Here is an 18,752-nt window from a genome sequence, read left to right on the forward strand (position 1 = left end):
AACCGGACGCCACTTTCCGGGATCATGCGCTAGTGCCCGAGGTAAACTTCGATCACCTTCGGATCGTTCTTGACCTTCTCCATCGTTCCCTCCGACAGGATCTGGCCCTGGTGCAGCACCGTAACCTTGTGGGCGATGTCCTCGACGAATTTCATGTCGTGCTCGATGACGAGCACTGAGCGATCCCTGATGATACGGTTCAAGAGTTCGGCGGTCTTGGCGCGCTCGTTGACGCTCATTCCGGCGACGGGCTCGTCGAGCATCAGGAGTTCCGGATCCTGGATCAGCAGCATGCCGATCTCGAGCCATTGCTTCTGGCCGTGGCTGAGCTGATCGGCATAGGTATCGAGACGATCCTTCAGGAAGATCATCTCGGCGACTTCCGCGATGCGCTGCTTGACGGAAGTATCGCGCTGGAAGGCGAGCGAGCCGAACACAGTGCGGCCGCGCGGATAGGAAATCTCGAGATTCTCGAATACGGTCAGATCCTCAAACACCGATGGGGTCTGGAACTTGCGCCCCACGCCGGTCTGTACGATCTGGTTCTCCTTCAGCTTCGTCAGCTCCTTGCCGCGAAACTGGATCGAGCCTGAGGTGGCCTTGGTCTTTCCGCAGATCAGGTCGAGCACCGTGGTCTTGCCGGCGCCGTTGGGGCCGATGATGACGCGGATCTCGTTCTCCTCGACATAGAAGGAAAGATTGTTCACCGCCTTGAAGCCGTCGAACGACACCGTGAGCGCTTCGACCGCGAGCAGGAAGGGTTTGGGCTGGTGACCGATGAGCATTATCTATCTCCTCATTTCGCCAGTGTGGCATCGGCAACCGAGATGACCGATGAGCATGATGTCCTCCTCACTCTGCCGGCGCGCCATCGGCGACAGAATTGCTGGCCCAGCCGCCGGACTTCTTCTTGATCGAGCTGATCAGGCGATCGATGCGCGACTGGACGTGATCCGCCCAGATGCCGGACAAGCCGTTCGGGAAAGCGAGCACGACCGCGATGAACAGCGCGCCGAGGCCGAACAACCAGAGCTGCGGGAAGGATTCCGAAAGGCCGGTCTTGGCAAAATTGACCAGCAGCGCCCCCCACACCGCGCCGAAGATCGACGTCCGTCCGCCGACGGCGGTGTAGATCACCATTTCGATCGACGGCACGATGCCTACAAAGGACGGCGACATGAAACCGACATTGAGTGCAAACATGGCGCCCCCTATCGCGGCGAAGATCGCAGCCATGCAGAAGGCGAAAATCTTGAAATTGGCGACGCTGTAGCCGGAGAAGCGGACACGATCTTCCTGCTCGCGCATCGCCACCAGGATGCGGCCAAGCTTTGTCAGCCGGATGAACTGCGCGAAGAGGATGCAGCCGAACAGCAGGAACACTTCAAAGAAGTATAGAACGACCTTGGCGTGGTCCGGCCTGATGTCCCATCCCTTCAGCGTACGCAGGTCGGTCATGCCGTTGATGCCGCCGGTATAACCCTGCTGCCCGACAATCAGGATGGTTAGGATGGCGGCGACGGCCTGGGTGATGATCGCGAAATAGGTGCCGCCGACGCGGCGCTTGAACATTGCCGTGCCGATGATCAGGGCGAAGAGGCCTGGGACCAGGATGATGGCGAGAACGGTGAAGGTGAGACTGTGGAACGGCTGCCAGAACAGCGGCAGCGCGGTGATCTGATTCCAGTCCATGAAATCGGGAATGCCGGGCGTGGACTGGATCTTGGTGTTCTCGACGCTGGATGCCTCCAGCTTGAGGAACATCGCCATGCAGTAGCCGCCAAGGCCGAAGAACACGCCCTGGCCCAGGCTCAGGATGCCGCCATAGCCCCAGCACAGCACGAGGCCGATCGCGACAAAGGCGTAAGTCAAATATTTCGCGACCAGATTGAGACGGAACACATCCAGCGACAGCGGCAGGATCACGAGCAGGATCAGGCCCAGTGCAACGAAGCCGATAAGTTCGGAGCGATTGAAGAAGCGCGCGTTGATGATCATGACCGTGCTTTCTTGTTCTTACTTGCGAACCTTGAGGCTGAAGAGACCCTGCGGCCGCAACATCAGGATTCCGACGACGGCGAGCAACGTCAGAACCTTGGCCATCGAGCCCGACATGAAGAATTCGAGCGTCGATTGCGTTTGCGAGATCGAGAAGGCCGACGCGATGGTGCCGAGCAGGCTCGCGGCGCCGCCAAACACGACAACCAGGAACGTGTCGACAATGTAGAGTTGCCCCGAGGTCGGACCGGTCGAGCCGATCATGGTAAAAGCGCTTCCCGCTATCCCGGCGATCCCGCAACCGAGGCCGTAGGTGTAGCGATCGACTTTTTCGGTATTGATGCCGACGGCGCCGGCCATGATCCGGTTCTGCACGACCGCGCGGACCTGCCGGCCCCAGCGCGACTTGTAAATGACGTACGCAACCGCGCACGTGATCGAGACGGTGAGACCCATCACGAAGATGCCGTTGATCGGCACCTCGATGCTGTCGGTCACTTTGAGCGAGCCCAGCATCCACTGCGGCAGCTCGACGCCGACCTCGCGGGCGCCGAAGACGGAGCGATAGGCCTGCTGCAGTATGAGGCTGAGGCCCCATGTGGCGAGCAGCGTGTCGAGCGGGCGCTTGTAGAGATGACGGATCAGCACCCACTCCACCAGCATTCCGAGCGCGCCGGAGGCGAGGAAAGCCAGCATCATCGCGAGAAAGAAATAGCCGCTGAAAAGACCTGGCAGATAGCTCTGGAACAAATTCGACGTCATCCAGGTGACGTAGGCCCCCAGGATCATAAACTCGCCATGCGCCATGTTGATGACGCCCATCTGGCCGAAGATGATGGCAAGGCCGAGCGCCATCAGCACGTAGACGGAGAACAGGATCAGGCCCGCAAAACCCTGCATGACGAAGATGGAGCCCAGATCGCCAATCGAATAGTCGCCGAACATCTGACTTCTCCGCCGGAGGAAGGTCCCCGCGTCGCGAGAGAATTCGCGACGCGGGGTCGTGAAGCGCGGATTGACGGTCCACGCCAGGGAGCGGTTGGAAAGTTGCGGGAAGGTTCCGCGCTTATTGGTAGCCCTTCGGGAACGGATCGGGCTCGATCAGGTCCGCGGTCTCGAAGATCAGTTCGAACTGGCCATCGAGCTTGGCGCGCCCGACGCGGGTCTTCGACCAGAGGTGATGGTTTTCATGGATGCGCACGTAGCCTTCGGGCGCCTCCTTGAATTCGACGCCGGGCGAAGCGGCTGCGATCTTGTCGACGTCGAAGCTACCGGCCTTCTCGCAAGTCAGCTTCCACAGCCACGGGCCGAGATAGCCGGCTTGCGTCACGTCGCCGATCACGGTCTTCTCGCCCCACATCTTCTTGAAGGCGGGAACGAACGTCTTGTTGTTGGCATTGTCGAGCGACTGGAAGTACTTCATGCAGGCATAGGCGCCCGCGATGTTCTCGCCGCCGATGCCGTCGATCTCGTCCTCGGTCACCGAAATCGTCAGGAGCGCCTGCTTCGACAGGTCGACGCCGGCCGCCTTGAGCTGCTTGTAGAAGGCGACGTTCGAGCCGCCGACCACGTCGGTGAAGATGACGTCGGGCTTCGTCAGTTTGATCTTGTTGATCACCGAATTGAACTGGGTGCTGCCGAGCGCGTAATATTCTTCGCCGACGACCTTGCCCTTCAGCACGTTCTCGACGTGCTTGCGCGCGATCTTGTTCGAGGTGCGCGGCCAGATGTAGTCCGAACCGATGAAGAAGAACGATTTGGCGCCTTTCTCCTTGGCGATCCAGTTCAGGCCGGCGAGGATCTGCTGGGTCGCTTCCTGACCGGTGTAGATGACGTTCTTGGACTGCTCGAGACCTTCATAGAAGGTCGGATAGTACAGCATACCGTTGTACTGCTCGACCACCGGCAGCACCGCCTTGCGCGATGCCGAGGTCCAGCAGCCCATGATCGCTGCGACCTTGTCGTTGACGAGAAGCTTCTTGGCCTTTTCCGCAAAGGTCGGCCAGTCGCTGGCGCCGTCTTCCTGGATGAACTTGATCTTGCGCCCGAGCACGCCGCCGGCGGCGTTGATCTGTTCGATCGCGAGCTTTTCGGCCTGGATCGAGCCCGTCTCCGAGATCGCCATCGTGCCGGTGGCCGAGTGCAGGATGCCGACGGTGACCTCCGTATCGGTGACCGCGAGCCCCGTGGTGTTGACCGTGGCGGTTGCGGGACCTGCCCCGAATGAGGGCCGAGGAAGGATCGAAATGAGCGGCAGCGCCGCCGCGCCCATCAGCAGTTTGCGGCGAAGCGGAGACCGCAGGCCCTTGTTTGGTTCGTCTGACATGAGCACCCCATTTTGTTCGAGAACGCTTATTGGTCAGGCGAGGATTGCCCAGAATTGTGCACCGCACAGATACGTGGGATTGCGTATATTGCACCGCAAAATAGCGACGTGAGGCTTTGGTACGGAGTTTGCTGGGCCAAGCGGGTCGGTCGAACTGGGCAGGAGCTGCAAGTGGCAGGGCGGCAGCGGATAGACCGCGTCAGGCGCCAATATAACCAATGGGTTGCCAACCAGACGCTGGAAGACTACGCGCTGCGCTTCACCGCCAAGAGCGCGCGGCGGTGGTCTGCCGCCCGCGTCGCCAATACTGCGCTCGGCGCGATCTCCTTTCTGGCGCTGGAGGCGATCGGCGGCACGATTACACTCAACTACGGCGCGGCCAACGCCACATCAGCCATTCTTGTCGTTAGCGTCATCATCTTCCTCTGCGGCCTGCCGATTGCCTATCATGCCGCAAAATGCGGCATCGATATTGATCTGCTGACCCGCGGCGCCGGCTTCGGCTATATCGGCTCCACCATCACTTCGCTGATCTACGCCTCGTTCACCTTCATCTTCTTCGCGATCGAGGCAGTTATCATGGCCGCGGCACTCGAGATGTGCTTCGGCATCCCGCGCCCGATCGGCTATCTCATCAGCGCCGTCGTCATCATTCCCCTGGTGACCTACGGCATCACCCTGATCAGCCGCTTTCAATTGTGGACGCAGCCGATCTGGATCGTGCTTCACATCCTGCCCTTCGTGGCGATCGCCTACGCCAACCCGCAGTCTTTCACGGAGTGGCGCAAATTCGCAGGTGAGCATGGCGACGCCGGCGGCCATCTCGATCTGCTGCTGTTCGGCACCGCCGCGTCGGTGGTGTTTTCGCTGGTTGCGCAGATCGGCGAGCAGGTCGACTTCCTGCGGTTTCTGCCCCGCGACCGCCGCACCTCGCGGACGTCGTGGTGGATTGCGCTGCTCAGCGCCGGCCCCGGCTGGATCATTTTCGGCGCGCTCAAGCTGCTGTTAGGATCGTTTCTCGCCTTTTTCGCGTTGAGCCACGGACTCTCCAACGAGCAGGCCGCCGAGCCCGCGCATATGTATCTTGAGGCGTTCCGTTATGTGCTGTCCCAGCCCGATCTGGCGCTGGCGCTAACCGGCACCTTCGTCATTCTCTCGCAGATCAAGATCAACGTCACCAACGCCTATGCCGGCTCGATCGCCTGGTCGAACTTCTTCTCGCGACTGACCCACAGCCATCCCGGCCGCGTGGTGTGGCTCGTCTTCAACGTTCTGGTGGCGCTGCTGTTGATGGAAATCGGCGTCTACAAGGCGCTCGAGCAGACGTTGGCGCTTTATTCCAATGTAGCGATTGCCTGGGTCGGCGCGCTGGTTGCCGATCTCGTCGTCAACAAGCCGCTCGGCTTGCGCCCGCAGCACATCGAGTTCAAGCGCGCGCATCTCTGCGATATCAATCCGGTCGGCGTCGGCGCGATGACGATCGCGACCATCGTTTCGATCTCTGCCTTTTACGGCCTGTTCGGCCCGACGGCGAAGGCGCTCTCTGCCTTCGTGGCGCTCGCGGTTGCCTTCGTCACCGCGCCCCTGATCGCATGGGCGACCGACGGCAAATATTACATCGCGCGCAAGCCGAAGCGGAGCTGGCAGAACCTCGAATCGATCCAGTGCTGCATCTGCGAGCACTCGTTCGAACCGGAGGACATGGCCTCATGCCCGGCCTATGCCGGCCCAATCTGTTCGCTGTGCTGTTCGCTCGATGCGCGCTGCCATGATCTCTGCAAGCCGCATGCGCGCGCCGGCGCTCAGGTCTCGGACATGCTCGGGAAACTGTTGCCGGAGGCGATCTACGCGCGGATCAATTCGCAGTTCGGGCACTATCTCGGCGTGTTCGCGGTTTCCGCGGGGCTGGTCGGGCTGACGCTGGGGCTGATCTACCTGCAGACCTCGGCGGCAATGCCCGTCGAAAATTTTGCGCTGTCGGACGTGCTGTGGAAGGTGTTCTTCGCGCTCACCATCATCATCGGCGTGGTGGCATGGCTGTTCGTGCTGGCGCAACAGAGCCGCCGCGCGGCGGAAGCTGAAACGCGGCGGCAGACTGCGCTCCTGATTCAGGAGATCGACGCGCATAAGCGGACCGATGCCGAACTGCAGCGCGCCAAGGAAGTCGCGGAATCGGCAAACCTTGCCAAGAGCCGTTACGTGGTGGGATTGAGCCATGAACTGCGCTCGCCGCTGAACGCCATCTCAGGCTATGCGCAATTGCTCGAGCAGGATGCCAATCTCCCCGCCAAGCCCCGCGACCAGGTGCGAGTGGTCCGGCGCAGCGCCGACCATTTGTCAGGACTGATCGACGGCATCCTCGATATCTCCAAAATCGAAGCAGGCCGGCTTTATCTGTCGCGCGACGAGGTCCGCCTGAGCGAATTTCTCGATCAGCTCGTCGGCATGTTTCGTGTTCAGGCCGCCGCCAAGGGCATCGACTTCATCTTCAAACGGCCTTCGGTGCTGCCGCTCGTCGTCTATGCCGATGAGAAGCGGCTGCGGCAGGTTCTGATCAACCTGCTGTCGAATGCACTGAAGTTCACGCAGACCGGAAACGTGCAGTTCGTCGTGCACTACCGCAGCCCCGTTGCGGAGTTCGAGGTGATCGATACCGGGCCCGGCATCCAGCCGGACGACCTCGAACGTATCTTCGCACCCTTTGAACGCGGCGCGCTCGGCGTCTCGCAGCCGCAAACCGGCACCGGGCTTGGGCTGACCATCAGCCGGCTGCTGGCGGGCGTAATGGGCGGCGACATCAAGGTGACCAGCCAAGTCGGCAACGGCAGCACGTTTCGAGTGAAAATCCTGCTGTCGGAAGTCACGAATCCGACGCGGATCGCGCCGGTGGAGGCGCCGATCTTCGGCTATCACGGCCCCCGCAAGACGATCCTGATCACCGACGACGACCCGACCCACCGCGATCTCCTGCGCCAGGTGCTGACGCCGCTCGGCTTCATTCTGCTCAGCGCGCCCGATGGCCCCGGCTGTCTCGCGCTGGCGCAGCATTGCCGGCCTGATCTGTTCCTGCTCGACATCTCGATGGCCGGGATGGATGGCTGGACGGTGGCGGAAACGCTGCGCGCAAGCGGCCATCACCAGGCGCGTATCCTGATGGTGTCGGCGAGCGCGCTTGAAGCGCATGGCGCGCCGCTGGCGCAACCGTTCCACGACGGCTACCTGATGAAGCCGATCGATATTCCCAAGCTGCTCGAAACCATCCGGCAATTGCTCAAGCTCGAATGGCAGTATGAGGCAGACGATGTCCCTGCCCCCCATTGGAGGCCGGAGACCGGCTCGCGGCCGCCAGTGAAACATGTCGAGGAACTGATCGGGCTTGGGCAACTCGGCTACGTCCGCGCGATCCAGGTCAAGCTCGACGAGATCGGAAATGACTACCCCGAACATGCCGACTTCGTGTCGCAAATGCGCGTATTGATCGACCGCTTCGATCTCGATCAGTACATGGCGACCCTGAAAGCCCTGCACAGCTATGATCATTGAACCAAAAAAGCGCGACGTCGCTCTCGTCGTCGACGACTCGCCCGAGACGCTGCGGCTATTGACCGATGCGCTCGACGGCGCGGGCATGACCGTCATGGTCGCGCTCGATGGTGCTTCCGCCATGCGGATCGTCGACCAGATCACGCCTGACATCGTGCTGCTCGACGCTGTGATGCCGGGGATGGATGGGTTCGAGACCTGCCGGCGGCTGAAGCGCGACGCCGGGCTCGACCATGTTCCGATCATCTTCATGACGGGGCTGGCCGAAACCGAACACATTGTGCGCGGGCTGGAGGCCGGCGGCGTCGACTATGTGACAAAGCCGATCGCGGTCGAGGAGATGCTGGCGCGCATCCGCGTCCATCTCGCCAATGCCCGCCTGACCCAGAGCGCGCGCGCCGCGCTCGACGTCTCCGGCCGCTATCTGCTCGCGGTGAACGGCGCAGGCAAGATCATGTGGGCGACACCGCAGGCGCAAAAGCTGCTCTCCGACTCGCTCGCCGCCGACGGCGACGATGACGTCGTGCTGCCCGAGCCGATTCCGCAATGGCTCGATGAGGCACGCAAGGGCAAAGCCGGCGCAAAGGCCGTCGCCATGCCGACGCGTCACGGCAGCGAGCAGCTTCGCCTGCAATATATGGGGAAGCTCGGTGCGAACGAATTCCTGCTGCGGCTGGCGAAAGATTCCGGCGCGGAGGCGCCAGTGGAATTCTCCAGCGAGTTGGGCCTGACGACGCGCGAGGGCGAAGTGCTGTCGTGGCTCTCCAAGGGCAAGACCAACCGCGATATCGCACAGATTTTGGGACTCTCCCCGCGCACCGTCGACAAGCACCTCGAGCAGATCTATTCCAAGCTCGGCGTCGAGAACCGCACCGCCGCGGCGGCGATCGCGGTGAATGCGAAGAACAGGAAGGGGTGAGGTGCCGTCATTGCGAGCGCAGCGAAGCAATCCATTTCTCCGAGCAAAGAAAGAGTGGATTGCTTCGTCGCTTCGCTCCTCGCAATGACGTGGAAAGGTCAGTTCGCCGCCGCGAGCTTCCGCTGCGCGGCGTCGTCCGTTCCCGTCTGCGCGATCAGGCGCTTCAATTCCGGAATGCAGGAGCCGCAATTGGTGCCGGCTTTCAGCTTGGCGCCGATGTCGGCGGCGGTGCCCGCACCCGCTGCGATGGCCTCGCAGATCGTGTTGCGGCCGACGCCGAAGCAGGCACAGACGATCGGGCCGGCGTTGGCGAGGCCGTCAGCCGATTTGCCCGACAGCAGCATGCGACGCTGGTCGTGGTTCAGCGCATCAGCGGCAAACAGGTCTTTGACCACGTTCCAGTCGCCGGCGTCGCGCGCCGGGCCGGTGAACAGGCAGGTGTCGATACGGTCGCCGTCAAAGGATGCGGCGCGATAGACGCCGCCGCCAAGGTCCTTGTATTCGGCGAGATCGTCGCGCGCGATGGATTTCAGCCAGGATTGCCAGCCCGCGACATCGGCATTGTCGGCGAACAGGTAGCCATGGCCGCCTTTGACGGCAACGCGCGCCACCCAAGCATGCGCGGGCAGTTCGAGTGCCTTGCGCGACAACGCAAAGCCGCGGAAGACGTATTCGTAAGGCACGATCGAGGCCGGCGTCGCCTTGTTCTCGGGCTGACCGGAGAACGGATCGGTGACGGGCGCCACCAGCGAGCCGACGCGCGCGCCGGTCGCATTGGCCTCGCTCCAGTGGATCGGCGCGAACAGCATCCCGCGCTGCTGGCGTTCGCTGACGATGACGCGGAGCGTGCATTGCCCGTAATCGGTGGTGACCCGCGCGAAATCGCCGTCGGCAACGCCAAATTTTGCGGCATCGTCGGGATGGACCTCCACGAACGGCTCCGGCAGATGCTGGCCGAGCCGCGGGCTCATCCCCGTGCGCGTCATGGTGTGCCACTGGTCGCGGATGCGCCCGGTGTTGAGCCGCAACGGCCGCGCCGCGCTGGTCTCGGTCCGCAACGCCGGGGTTTCCAGCGCGATGAAACGGGCTCTGAAATCGTTGGCAAAGAAACCGCCTTCGGCGAAGAAGCGCGCTTGCGGCTCGGTCCCCTGCCGGACCGGCCATTGCACCGGCGCCATTGCATCGAAATCGCTGTCCGACAGCGACTGCAGCGCGCCGATATCGAAGTCGCGCGCGCCCGCATTCTCGAAGGCCGAGAGCGCGGCGTGCTCGCGAAAAATATCCGCCGCCGAGGTAAAGCTGAAGGCTGCGCCGAAGCCAAGGCGCCTGGCGACTTCACCCATGATCCACCAATCGGGCTTGGCCTCTCCCGGCGAGGGAAGAAATGCGCGCTGCCGCGAGATGCGCCGTTCCGAGTTGGTCACCGTGCCGGATTTCTCGCCCCAGGCCTGCGCCGGCAGCAGCACATGCGCGCCGGCGTCCACCGTGTCGTTGGAGATCACGTTCTCAGAAATCACGAACAGCTCGAGCTTCTTCAGGGCTTCGCGAACAGCATCCGCGTTCGGTAGCGACACTGCCGGATTGGTACCCATCACCCACAACGCCCTAATCTCGCCGCGCGCAATGGCCTCGAACATCTGCACCGCCTTCAGGCCCTCATGGGTGGCGATGCGCGGCGCCTTCCAGAACCGCCGCACGCGATCGATATCCGGCGGCGCGAATCCCATATGGGCGGCGAGCTGGTTGGCGAGCCCGCCTACCTCGCGTCCGCCCATCGCGTTGGGCTGCCCGGTCAGCGAGAACGGCGACGCGCCCGGCAGGCCGATCCGCCCGGTCGCGAGGTGACAATTGAGGATGGCGTTGACCTTGTCGGTGCCCTGCGCCGACTGGTTGACGCCCTGCGAATAGAGGGTGACCACGCGCGGCGTATTGGCGAACATATGGAAGAACGTCGCAACATCCTGCTCGGACAGGCCGGTCGCGAGCGCAGTGGCCCCGATGCTGCTGGTGATGCTGCGTGCGCGGGCGATGGCATCGTCGAAGCCGGTGGTGTGGAGTTCGATGTAGTCGCGGTCGAGCGCGCCATTGTCCGAGAGGTAAACCAGCAACCCGCTGAACAGCGCCGTGTCCGTGCCCGGCCTTAATCCCAGGAACAGATCGTCGTCGCCGACGGTATCGGTTCGGCGCGGATCGATTACGACGATGCGCGCACCGCGCTTCTGCTTGTTGGCGAGCATGCGCTGGTACAGAACCGGATGGCACCAGGCCGCGTTGGAGCCGACCAGCACCAAGAGGTCGGCCTCGTCGAGATCCTCGTAACATCCCGGCACGGTGTCGGCGCCAAAAGCGCGGCGGTGGCCGGCCACGGACGAGGCCATGCACAGCCGCGAATTGGTGTCGACATTGGCGCTGCCGATAAAGCCCTTCATCAGCTTGTTGGCGACGTAGTAATCCTCGGTCAGCAACTGGCCGGAAAGATAGAACGCGACCGCGCCCGGACCGTCGCGCGCGATGATGTGCTGAAACCTGTGCGCGACATGATCGAGCGCGTCGCTCCAGGCGACCCGCTCCATGGTTCCTTTGCCGCAGCGGGTCATCGGATAGAGCAGCCGGTTCGTCAGCCCGAGCGTCTCGCCAAGCGCCGAACCTTTCGAGCACAGCCGGCCGAAATTGGCGGGATGGTCAGGATCGCCCGAGATCGCCGCCCCGCCCCGCCCGTCCGGCGTCGCCAATATGCCGCAGCCGACGCCGCAATAGGCGCAGGTGGTTTTGACAGCGCGGAGATCGGGATCGACGACTGTCATGCCAGCAATCCGATCATGCCGCCTCGGAACGGATCGCGAGCGAGCGGCCGAACATCATATCGGCGCGAATTCGGGCCGTCGGCTGACGCGTGCGGATCAATTCGAGATACCAGAGTGCGTCGGCGACATCGCCGATCAGAACCGCGCCGGTCAATCTCCCATCCGCGATCACGAGCTTCTTGTAAGCGCCGTGGTTGATGTCGGAGAGTACGATGGCCTCGCTGCCGTCGCCGCCCATAAAATCGCCGGCGGAGAACACGCTGACGCCGGAAACTTTCAGATTGGTCGCAACGATGCTTCCGCTGTACGACGCTTCACGCCCGGCGAGATGCCGCGCCAGCACCATCGCCTGCTCATAGGCCGGCTCGACCAGGCCGTAGCAGACGCCGCGATGCTCGGCGCACTCGCCGATGGCGAATATACCGGAAGCGCCGGTCTGCAGATGATCGTCGACCATGATGCCGCGGTTGACAGGGATACCGGCTTCCTTGGCGAGCGCGATGTTCGGACGAATGCCTGCGGCAAAGATCACGGCGTCGGCCTCAAGCAGGCGCCCGTCCGCCAGTTCGACGCCTTCAACCCGCGTCTCGCCATGAATGCTCGCCGTGTTGGCGTTGAGAAGAATTTCGATGCCCTTGCTCTCGACGAGGGATTTTAATAGCGCCGCCGCAGGCGCGTCGAGCTGTCGCTCCATCAGGCGGTCCATCAGATGCACCAGCGTCACCGGCGCGCCGGCCTTGGCGAGGCCATGAGCCGCCTCGAGACCCAGCAGTCCACCGCCAACCACCACCACGCGCTTTTTCTGCGCGGCCAGTGTCAGCAGCAAGTCGACGTCGCGGCTGTCACGAAATGTGTGCACGCCGGCGAGATCGGCGCCGGGTACATTCAGCCGCAGCGGCGACGAGCCGGTGGTCAGCACCAATTTCGAAAACGGAATGCTCTCGTCGTTCTCGATCTTGAGTTCGCGGCGACCGACATCAATCTCGGTCGCCACGCAACCATACTTCAGGGTCACGCCGCGGTCGCGCCACCAGGACGCCGGCCGCAGCTCGATGTCCTGCGAGGTGGTTTCGCCAGCCAGCACCGATGACAACAGCACGCGATTATACGCAAGCCGCGGTTCGTCGCCGATCACGGCAATGGCGTAGCGGCCCAAGGCCACCTTGGCGAGTTCATCGACCAGACGGGCAGCAGCCATGCCGTTGCCGACGATGACGAGCGGTTCGCTTATGGCACGTCCTTCCCTAGCCGCTTTCGTAGGAGCCTACGCCGCCTCGACGAAACGATGCCGCTCGTAGAGGAATTCGAGCACGCGCTGCCGGCACTTGAGGTAGCCAGGATTGGTCGCGCGAGCTCGAGCCGCTTGCGCGGACGCGCCAAAGGCACGTCCAGCACTTCGCCGATCCGTGCGCTCGGGCCGTTGGTCATCATCACGATGCGGTCCGACAGCAGCACGGCCTCGTCGACGTCGTGCGTGATCATCAGGATGGTGTTGCCGAGCTTCTGGTGCAGCGCCATCACCGAGTCCTGCAGGTGCGCACGTGTCAGCGCGTCAAGCGCGCCGAACGGCTCGTCGAGCAAAAGCACTTTCGGCTCCATCGCCAGCGCACGGGCAATGCCGACGCGCTGCTTCATGCCACCTGAAATCTCCGACGGGCGCTTGTCCTTGGCGTGCGCCATCTGCACCAAATTGAGATTGTGCATCACCCAGGCGTCGCGCTCGGCGCGGCTCTTGGTCGACGAAAACACCTTGTCGACGCCGAGCTTGACGTTTTCGTACACCGTCAGCCACGGCAGCAGGCTGTGGTTCTGGAACACAACCGCGCGATCCGGTCCCGGCGAATTGACCTCGCGGTTCTCCAGCAGCACGCCACCGTTTGTGGCGCCGGTGAGGCCGGCGACGATATTGAGCAGCGTGGACTTGCCACAGCCGGAATGGCCGATGATCGAGACATATTCGCCCTTCGCGATGGTCAGGCTGATGTCCTTCAGCACTTCCGTCGTGGCGTTGCCGCGGGTGAACGTCTTGTCGATATGGTCGAGCTTCAGATAGGCGTGCATGACTTGATCCTTCAGTTCAGCGCGGTGCCGCGGGTCACGACCTTCGCCAGTCCCGCGATCAGGCGGTCGAGCACGAAGCCGATGATGCCGACATAGAACAGCGCTAGGATGATTTCGCTGATGTGCGAGGAATTCCAGGCGTCCCAGATGAAGAAGCCGATGCCGACGCCGCCGATCAGCATTTCCGCAGCCACGATCGCCAGCCACGACAGGCCGATGCCGATGCGCAGGCCCGTGAAGATGTAGGGCGCCGCTGCCGGGATCATGATCTTGGAGAAGAACTCCAATGGATTGAGCTGCACGACGGCTGCGACGTTCCGGTAATCCTGTGGGATGTTGCGGATGCCGACCGCGGTGTTGATGATGATCGGCCAGACCGAGGTGATGAAGATGACGAAGATCGCCGACGGCTGTCCATCACGGAACGCGGCCAGCGACAGCGGCAACCAGGCCAGTGGCGGAATGGTGCGCAGCACCTGGAACAGCGGATCGAGCCCGCGCATCGCCCACACCGACTGCCCGACCAGCGTACCGAGCGCGATGCCGACGATCGCGGCAATCGAGTAACCAAACGCGACGCGCTGGAGCGAGGCGGACAGATGCCAGAACAGGCCCTTGTCGATGCCGCCATTGTCGAAGAACGGATCGAAGATCAGTTCCTTGGTGTCTTTGAAGACGCGCGACGGCGGCGGAAGGGTCGAGCCGGTGCGGCGGCAGACCAATTCCCAGAACAGCATCAAGAGTGCGAGAACGATCAGCGGCGGCACGATGCGCACCGCGATCTCCTTGCCCATCTTGACGTATTTCTCGGCACGTGGCGCCGGCTTCGGCGTCATCATCACCACCGGTGCCGCAGAGGTCGGCGAGGCGGTCGGAATGGCCACGGCAGTGGCTTCAGCTTTGATCGCAGGCATCGTCATTGAAAATGCATCTCCGTGTTCAATGAGCGGGCCGCCCGCAACCGCGCGCGGCCCGGGCTTGATCAGACTTCAACGCGCTTAATCGAAAGGGACTTCAGATACGCAGCCGGGTTTTCCGGATCGAACACCTTGCCGTCGAAGAAGGTCTCCTTGCCGCGCGAGGTCGAAGTCGGTATCTCTGCGGTGGGGACGCCCAGCGTCTTGGCGGCTTCTTTCCAGAGATCCTCACGGTTGACCTTGGCGACCAGCGCCTTGCTGTCGAAGCCTGCTTCGTATTTGCCCCAACGGATATCTTCCGTCATGAACCAGAGATCGTGGCTCTGGAACGGATAGGAAGCGAAGTCGCGCCAGTACTTCATGATGTGCGGCGAGTTCTCGACGACCTTTCCGGGAATGCCGTAGTCGAACTTGCCCGCCGAACGGTCATAAACGTCGTCGACAGGGCAATTCATCCACTGCCGCTTGCCCATGATGGTGGCGAGCTCTTTCTTGTTCTCGGCCCTGTCGGCCCATTGCTGCGCCTCCATGACAGCCATCAGGATGGCCTTGGCGGCCTTTGGATATTTGTCGACCCAGGCTGCGCGCATGCCGAGCGACTTCTCCGGATGCTTGTTCCAGAGTTCGCCGGTATTGACCGCGGTGTAGCCGATGCCCTGGTTGATGAGCTGCAGATTCCAGGGTTCGCCAACGCAGAAGGCATCCATCGTGCCCACTTTCATGTTGGCAACCATCTGCGGCGGCGGCACCACGATGGTCTCGACGTCCTTGTCGGGATCGATGCCACCGGCGGCGAGCCAGTAACGGATCCACAAATCGTGCGTGCCGCCCGGGAAGGTCATCGCAATCTTGGCCGACTTGCCGGCGGCCTTCTTCTGCTCGAACACGGCTTTAAGTGGTGAAGAGTCAGTCCCGATCTTGAGGTTGGCATATTCCTTGGCAATCGAGATGCACTGCGCATCGAGATTGAGCCGCGCCAGGATGTACATCGGCGTCGGCACGTTGTTCTGCGTCACCTTGCCCGCCGAGATCAGATACGGCATCGGCGTTAGGATATGGGCGCCGTCGATGCCGTTGCCTTCCGAACCGAGCACGAGGTTGTCGCGGGTGGTACCCCACGACGCCTGCTTGGCGACCTCGACGTCGGGCATGCCGTGCTTGGCGAAGAATCCCTTGTCCTTGGCGACAAACAGTGGACCGGCGTCGCTCAGCGCGATGAACCCGAGCGTCGCCTTGGTCACTTCCGGACCCGCGCCTTGCGCAAACGCGCCGGCCGGGAAATTCAGCTTGGCCGCGGCGAGTAATGCTGCCGTGCCGCCGGTGGCCTTAAGGAGCTGGCGGCGGCTGAAACCGTGGCGTGAGGTCGGATGGGTAGGCTTCGTCATGGGCGTCGTTGTCCTTTTGCGTCGGTGCGTTGAACGGGCCGTCCGATTGGTGTCACCGTGCCAGGCGCAGAAAGGCGCGTTCCAGGGAGGCCCCGGAATGGCGGCGTCACAATTCGGATGAGTGGTCTCGAGGGACGGCTTCAATGGCGTCGACACAAGCTATTCAAGCTTCGTGCCAAGCCTCCCGCAGTGAAAAATATGTAATTATTTCAATGTATTATTCATTCGTCGCCGCAAAACTCGGCAGCCAAACGACAGACCGGTTCCGCATCCAAAATTTGCGATTCGCCCAATCCTTGTGCGGCGCACAAGAATTGGGCAGGCCCAAAGACGGACGGCTTACGCATCCTCCGCGGTCTTCGCCATCATCGGTTTCGGCGCGCTTCCCTCGCCTGGCTTCATGCGGAATGCGTAGCTCATCAGGTGCCACGGCTCACCCGCGGGCTTGCCGTCCGGCATCGTCGGATCGGTACGCTTTTCGATTCTGGCGACCAGCTCGTCCTTGACCCCGAACACCACGTCGGAATCGAGATACTTGTCGCCGTCGATGAAGACGTGGGTGATCAGCGGCTGATGGCCGGGCGCATCGACCAGGAAATGCACGTGGGCCGGCCGCATCGGGTGACGGCCGGTCTGCACGATCATCTCGCCCACCGGGCCGTCGGTCGGAATCGGGTAGCTGCACGGCAGGATGGTGCGGAAGAAGAACCTTCCATCGGCATCGGTGATGAAACGCGCCCGCGACGACGGCCCTTCAGTGGCATAGGCCGGCTTCTGGGAATCATAGAAGCCGTCATCGTCGGCATGCCAGATGTCAACCGGCACGCCGGCCAGTGGCTTGCCCTCGAGGTCGGTGACGCGGCTCTGCACGAACATCCGCTCGCCGGGTAGCGTTGCCGAGATATCGGTGCCGTGTGGCATCACCTTGTGCTCGCCGACATAGAACGGGCCGAGCACCGTGGTCTCGGTGGCGCCCTCGCGCTCCCGGTGGTTCACGGCATCGACCAGCATCGACACGCCGAGCACGTCGGACAGCAGAATGAACTCCTGCCGGATCGGGGTGCACTTCTGGCCGGTCCGCGTGAGAAAATCGATCGCATATTCCCATTCCTCGAAGGTGAGGTCGGTCTTGCGGACATAGTCGTGGAGGGACTTCACCAGTTCCTGCAGCAGGAATTTGGCGCGCGTATCAGGCGTATTGTCGAAGCTGCGGATGACGGCGGCGGTCAGTTCGGTCTCGCTGAATTGGCGCATTTTTGCTGTCCTGCGGAGATATGCGATGGCTGGAGTCAGCCTATATCACCCTTCCAGCCCACATAAGCACGGCCCGTTGGAACAGGGGACACTTTTCGGCTATCAAGGCCGCAGTCGCCAGCCGGAGATGCCGATGTTAGCCCCCGCCTCCCCCGAATCCGCCGGAATGTCCAAGGCGGCCCTCGATCGCCTCGAAAATCATCTGAAGCAGCGCTACATCGATGCCGGCCGCTTCCCGGGGACGCAGCTCCTGATCTATCGCCGCGGCAAGGTCGTCCATTCGTCCGTGCAGGGCTTTGCCGATCTCGAGCGCAAGGTGCCGGTCAAGGACGACACGATCTTCCGCATCTATTCGATGACCAAGCCGCTCACCTCCGTCGCCTTCATGATGTTGGTCGAGGAAGGCCGCGTCGCGCTCGACGAGCCCGTGCACAAATACATTCCGGCATGGGAGAACCTCGGCGTGTTCGTGGCCGGTACGCACCCGGCCTTCCTGACCCGGCCGCCGTCACGGCCGATGCTGATCGTGGATCTGTTGCGGCATACCTCCGGCCTGACATACGGCTTCCAACAACGCAGCAACGTCGACGCGGCCTATCGCGAGAACAAGATCGGCGAAGTCATCAAGGCTGGCACGCTGCAAGGCATGATCGACGACCTTGCAAAAATTCCGCTGGAATTTTCGCCGGGCGAGGCCTGGAATTACTCCGTCGCCACGGACGTGATCGGCTATCTCATCGGTTTGATCAGCGGCAAGCCATTCGAGCAGTTTCTGAAAGAGCGCATCCTCGATCCGCTCGGGATGAATGATACCGACTTCTTCGTGCCCAAGGACAAGGCGCATCGGTTCGCGGCGTGTTATTCGGCCGACCCGCAGGGCGGCATGACGTTCCACGCCACCGAGCGCAAGGGCACGCTGACGCTGCAGGACGACCCGGCGACGAGTTCATTCCTGTCGCCGCCCTCCTTCATCTCCGGCGGCGGCGGCCTGTGCTCGACCACGGCCGACTATCTCACCTTCTGCCGCGCGCTGCTCAATGGCGGCGAGCTCGGCGGTATCAGATTGTTAGGTCCCAAGACGCTGAAGCTGATGACGTCCAACCATCTGCCCGGCGGTGTCGACCTGCCGGCGATGTCGCGCTCGCTGTTCTCGGAAGCGGCCTATAACGGCATCGGCTTCGGGCTCGGCTTCGCCGTCACTATGAACCCGGCGCAGACCTTGATTGCCGGCAGTCCCGGCGAGTTCAACTGGGGCGGTGCGGCGACAACGTCGTTCTTCATCGACCCGGTGGAAGAGCTGATCACGATCTTCATGACTCAGGTGCTGCCGTCGAGCGCCTATCCCTTGCGGCGCGAGCTGCGCACCATGGTGTATGCCGCGATCACCGACAGTAATCTCTAGGCAAAAAGAGAGGCATTCCGCAGCGCGGGGCGGCCGCTGCGGAACCCGATGCCCTGCCGATAGCGCAGCAACATCCTCCTAATATCCTTGGCGAAATTCGGCGGCTTCTCCTATGCTTGCCCCCGATTAGGCGTGTATCCGGG

Annotated in this window: 12 protein-coding genes and 1 pseudogene; 3 read left to right on the top strand and 10 right to left on the bottom strand. The window is 62.4% G+C overall.

Features of this window, described 5'->3' with window-relative positions:
* Positions 1 to 29 precede the first annotated feature (29 nt).
* The 4 genes from urtD to urtA form a co-directional block, all read right to left on the bottom strand.
* Entirely contained in the window at positions 30 to 785 is a 756-nt protein-coding gene (gene urtD / locus V1277_RS04650) for an urea ABC transporter ATP-binding protein UrtD (protein ID WP_334415183.1), read from the bottom strand.
* A 67-nt stretch (positions 786 to 852) separates the two neighbouring features.
* The gene (gene urtC, locus V1277_RS04655) at positions 853 to 1,998 is read right to left on the bottom strand and encodes an urea ABC transporter permease subunit UrtC (protein WP_334415184.1); all 1,146 of its coding nucleotides are present in this window, start codon (positions 1,996 to 1,998) and stop codon (positions 853 to 855) included.
* Between the two features lie 18 nt (positions 1,999 to 2,016).
* Positions 2,017 to 2,943 (bottom strand): urea ABC transporter permease subunit UrtB, encoded by a 927-nt coding sequence (urtB, locus tag V1277_RS04660; RefSeq protein WP_028347328.1) that lies wholly within the window; start codon positions 2,941 to 2,943, stop codon positions 2,017 to 2,019.
* A gap of 121 nt (positions 2,944 to 3,064) precedes the next feature.
* On the bottom strand, positions 3,065 to 4,324 hold the full coding sequence (urtA, locus tag V1277_RS04665) for an urea ABC transporter substrate-binding protein (protein ID WP_334415185.1): 1,260 nt from the start codon (positions 4,322 to 4,324) through the stop codon (positions 3,065 to 3,067).
* Positions 4,325 to 4,495: 171 nt separating this feature from the next.
* On the opposite strand from urtA, the gene V1277_RS04670 reads away from it, so the two are divergent.
* Together V1277_RS04670 and V1277_RS04675 are read left to right on the top strand one after the other, a co-directional pair.
* A complete protein-coding gene (locus tag V1277_RS04670; protein WP_334415186.1) occupies positions 4,496 to 7,867 on the top strand; it encodes a hybrid sensor histidine kinase/response regulator in 3,372 nt (1,123 codons plus the stop codon).
* Positions 7,857 to 8,786: a response regulator transcription factor gene (locus tag V1277_RS04675; RefSeq protein WP_334415187.1), complete on the top strand. Its 930-nt coding sequence runs from the start codon at positions 7,857 to 7,859 to the stop codon at positions 8,784 to 8,786. Before V1277_RS04670 ends, V1277_RS04675 begins: the two co-directional genes overlap by 11 nt.
* 98 nt (positions 8,787 to 8,884) lie before the next feature.
* Here V1277_RS04675 and V1277_RS04680 read toward each other — a convergent pair whose 3' ends face one another.
* The 6 genes and pseudogenes from V1277_RS04680 to V1277_RS04705 form a co-directional block, all read right to left on the bottom strand.
* Complete coding sequence (locus tag V1277_RS04680) at positions 8,885 to 11,590, bottom strand: molybdopterin-dependent oxidoreductase (protein WP_334415188.1); 2,706 nt, start codon at positions 11,588 to 11,590, stop codon at positions 8,885 to 8,887.
* Positions 11,591 to 11,603: 13 nt separating this feature from the next.
* On the bottom strand, positions 11,604 to 12,821 hold the full coding sequence (locus V1277_RS04685; RefSeq protein ID WP_334420282.1) for an NAD(P)/FAD-dependent oxidoreductase: 1,218 nt from the start codon (positions 12,819 to 12,821) through the stop codon (positions 11,604 to 11,606).
* A 33-nt stretch (positions 12,822 to 12,854) separates the two neighbouring features.
* Positions 12,855 to 13,651 (bottom strand): annotated as a pseudogene (locus V1277_RS04690) (ABC transporter ATP-binding protein).
* Between the two features lie 11 nt (positions 13,652 to 13,662).
* The gene (gene ntrB, locus V1277_RS04695; protein WP_334415189.1) at positions 13,663 to 14,571 is read right to left on the bottom strand and encodes a nitrate ABC transporter permease; all 909 of its coding nucleotides are present in this window, start codon (positions 14,569 to 14,571) and stop codon (positions 13,663 to 13,665) included.
* Positions 14,572 to 14,633: 62 nt separating this feature from the next.
* Positions 14,634 to 15,953 carry a CmpA/NrtA family ABC transporter substrate-binding protein gene (locus V1277_RS04700; protein ID WP_334415190.1) on the bottom strand — a complete coding sequence of 440 codons (1,320 nt, stop codon included), beginning with the start codon at positions 15,951 to 15,953 and terminating at the stop codon, positions 14,634 to 14,636.
* 339 nt (positions 15,954 to 16,292) lie between these two features.
* Positions 16,293 to 17,207, bottom strand: coding sequence for an intradiol ring-cleavage dioxygenase (locus V1277_RS04705; protein ID WP_334415191.1), 915 nt, complete (start codon positions 17,205 to 17,207; stop codon positions 16,293 to 16,295).
* A gap of 127 nt (positions 17,208 to 17,334) precedes the next feature.
* Here V1277_RS04705 and V1277_RS04710 point away from each other — a divergent pair, with 127 nt between their 5' ends.
* A complete protein-coding gene (locus V1277_RS04710; RefSeq protein WP_442894448.1) occupies positions 17,335 to 18,609 on the top strand; it encodes a serine hydrolase domain-containing protein in 1,275 nt (424 codons plus the stop codon).
* The last annotated feature ends 143 nt before the right edge of the window (positions 18,610 to 18,752 follow it).

The sequence above is a fragment of the Bradyrhizobium sp. AZCC 1588 genome, from assembly GCF_036924735.1.
GTDB lineage: Bacteria > Pseudomonadota > Alphaproteobacteria > Rhizobiales > Xanthobacteraceae > Bradyrhizobium.

What these genes read in the sequence shown, in the direction of transcription:
- ntrB (WP_334415189.1), bottom strand. Translation starts at nt 14,571, where the DNA reads ATGACGATGCCTGCGATCAAAGCTGAAGCCACTGCCGTGGCCATTCCG.
- urtD (WP_334415183.1), bottom strand. Translation starts at nt 785, where the DNA reads ATGCTCATCGGTCACCAGCCCAAACCCTTCCTGCTCGCGGTCGAAGCG.
- urtB (WP_028347328.1), bottom strand. Translation starts at nt 2,943, where the DNA reads ATGTTCGGCGACTATTCGATTGGCGATCTGGGCTCCATCTTCGTCATG.
- urtC (WP_334415184.1), bottom strand. Translation starts at nt 1,998, where the DNA reads ATGATCATCAACGCGCGCTTCTTCAATCGCTCCGAACTTATCGGCTTC.
- V1277_RS04710 (WP_442894448.1), top strand. Translation starts at nt 17,335, where the DNA reads ATGCCGATGTTAGCCCCCGCCTCCCCCGAATCCGCCGGAATGTCCAAG.
- urtA (WP_334415185.1), bottom strand. Translation starts at nt 4,324, where the DNA reads ATGTCAGACGAACCAAACAAGGGCCTGCGGTCTCCGCTTCGCCGCAAA.
- V1277_RS04680 (WP_334415188.1), bottom strand. Translation starts at nt 11,590, where the DNA reads ATGACAGTCGTCGATCCCGATCTCCGCGCTGTCAAAACCACCTGCGCC.
- V1277_RS04675 (WP_334415187.1), top strand. Translation starts at nt 7,857, where the DNA reads ATGATCATTGAACCAAAAAAGCGCGACGTCGCTCTCGTCGTCGACGAC.
- V1277_RS04705 (WP_334415191.1), bottom strand. Translation starts at nt 17,207, where the DNA reads ATGCGCCAATTCAGCGAGACCGAACTGACCGCCGCCGTCATCCGCAGC.
- V1277_RS04700 (WP_334415190.1), bottom strand. Translation starts at nt 15,953, where the DNA reads ATGACGAAGCCTACCCATCCGACCTCACGCCACGGTTTCAGCCGCCGC.